Below are 2,004 nucleotides of genomic sequence, written 5' to 3'. Positions count from 1 at the left end.
CGGCGCCGGGCCACCCCCGTCACCCGCCAGACGTCCAGCGGCTGCGCCTTGCCGGCCACCGCCATGGCGGCCAGCGGGCGCTGCTCGACCAGGCCGGCGACGGCCCGCCGGGTGGCCGCGCAGACCACCACCCCGCCGGGTGGGGCGTACTCCTGGAGCCGGGCCGCCGTGGTGATCACCGCGCCGCTGGCCGCGCCGTGCCCGCCGTCCCGGGTGCCGGCCAGGTCGACCAGCACCTCGCCGGTGGCCACGCCGACCCGGATTCGCAGCCGCGTGCCGGCCGGCAGCCGCCGGTCCAGCGCGGCCTGGATCTCCAGCCCGGCGCGCACCCCCCGGTACGCGTCGAACCCGTCGGAGCCGTGCGCCCCGAACAGCGCCATCACCGCGTCGCCGACGTACTTCTCCACCACCCCGTGCCACCGGCGCAGCACCGCGGCCACCGTGCCGAAGTACGCCTGTTGCAGTGCCCGGACGTCCTCCGGGTCGAGCCGCTCGACCAGCCCGGTCGACCCGACGATGTCGGCGAAGAGCACGGTGACCGTGCGCCGCTCCTCCGGCACCGGCCAGCGCGCGACGGTGACGGCTTCCCGACTCCCCACGGGCGTGGTGATCAACATCGCACCCACCCTTTCCCCGGTCCGGTGCCTGACGACCTCCGGAGACTTTCACCACCGGATCCTCGGGGGATCGGTAGGACGACGTATGTCGACCACCCGCAACCATTAGTCGCAATGTCGACGCGAGGAGTACCACAAGGGCGCTGAGCCCGTAGAACGGTGCGGGAACCTGTGACTAGGCTGCGTGGCATGGCCAGCGATGTGGACACCGCGCTGCTCGTCGGCCGTGCCGGCACGGTGGCGGCGCTGCGGTCGGCGCTGCTCGACGACGTCGCCCCCGGGCAGACCGCGGCGGTGTTCCTCACCGGCGAGAGCGGGGTGGGCAAGACCCGGCTGCTGGCCGAGGTCGGCGAGCGCCTGCGGGACGGGGGCGCGCTGGTCCTCACCGGCGCCTGCCTCGACATCGGCGACGCCTCCCCGCTGCACCCGGTGCGCCAGGCGCTGCGCCGCCTCGACGCCGACCTGACCGAGGCGCGCACCTCCTCCGCGGTCCGCGGCCTGCTCCAGGTCTTCGACGAGGAGACCCCGGGCCCGGACGGCGCGGGCGCGCTGCTGGAACGGGTCGCGCGCGGCCTGCACCTGGTCGCCGCCGGGCGGCCGCTGGTGCTCGTCCTCGACGACCTCCAGTGGGTCGACCGGAGCACCCGCCAGCTCCTGCTCTACCTGCTCGCCGGCCTCGGCGACCTCCAGCTGTCGGTGCTGGCCGCGATCCGGGCCGAGTCGTTGCAGGGCGCGCACCCGCTGCGCCGGGTGCTCACCGAGCTGCGCCGGCTGCGCTCGGTCCGGGTGGTGGACCTGGCGCCGCTGGACCGGGCCGGCACCGACGAACTGGCCGCCGCGATCGCCGGCGCGCCGCTGCCCCCCGAGGCCGCCGACCAGCTGTGGCAGCGCAGCGGCGGCAACCCGTTCGTGGTGGAGGAGCTGGCCCGCGACCTGCGCGACGGCCACGACGGGCTGTCCGACACGCTGCGCGAGGTCTTCCTGGCCCGGGTCGACGCGCTGCCGCAGCCCGCGCACGCCGTGGTGCATGCGGTCGCCGCCGGGGTCGAGCCGGTCGAGCACTGGCTGCTGGCCCAGGTGGTCCGGCTGCCGGAGGACCAGCTCATCGAGGCGGTCCGGGAGGCGGTGGCGCACCGGCTGCTGGTCGGCGCCGACGACGGCTACCGGCTGCGGCACCGCCTGGTCGCGGAGGTGCTGGCGCACGAGCTGCTTCCCGCCGAGCGGGCCGCGCTGCACCGCCGCTACGCCGAGACGCTGACCTCGGCCACCGCCGAGCTGCACCAGGCCCGGCTGGCCCACCACTGGCGGCTGGCCGGCGAGCCGGCCCGCGCCCTGCCGGCCGCGATGGCCGCCGCCCGGGAGGCCGAGCGGTTGCACGGCTACGCCG

2 protein-coding genes are annotated in these 2,004 nt (G+C 76.5%); one reads left to right on the top strand and one right to left on the bottom strand.

Annotated features, from left to right (window positions below):
• Positions 1–617, bottom strand: a 617-nt coding sequence (locus B0E53_RS35915) for an adenylate/guanylate cyclase domain-containing protein (protein ID WP_146167955.1), incomplete at its 3' end; no start/stop codon positions are given.
• Positions 618–806: 189 nt separating this feature from the next.
• On the opposite strand from B0E53_RS35915, the gene B0E53_RS35910 reads away from it, so the two are divergent.
• Positions 807–2,004: AAA family ATPase (locus B0E53_RS35910; protein ID WP_146167954.1), on the top strand; the 1,198-nt coding region annotated here is incomplete at its 3' end.

It is taken from the genome of Micromonospora sp. MH33 (assembly GCF_003013775.1).
Classification (GTDB): domain Bacteria; phylum Actinomycetota; class Actinomycetes; order Mycobacteriales; family Micromonosporaceae; genus Micromonospora; species Micromonospora fulviviridis.
This window is presented reverse-complemented; position numbering and strand designations above follow the sequence as displayed.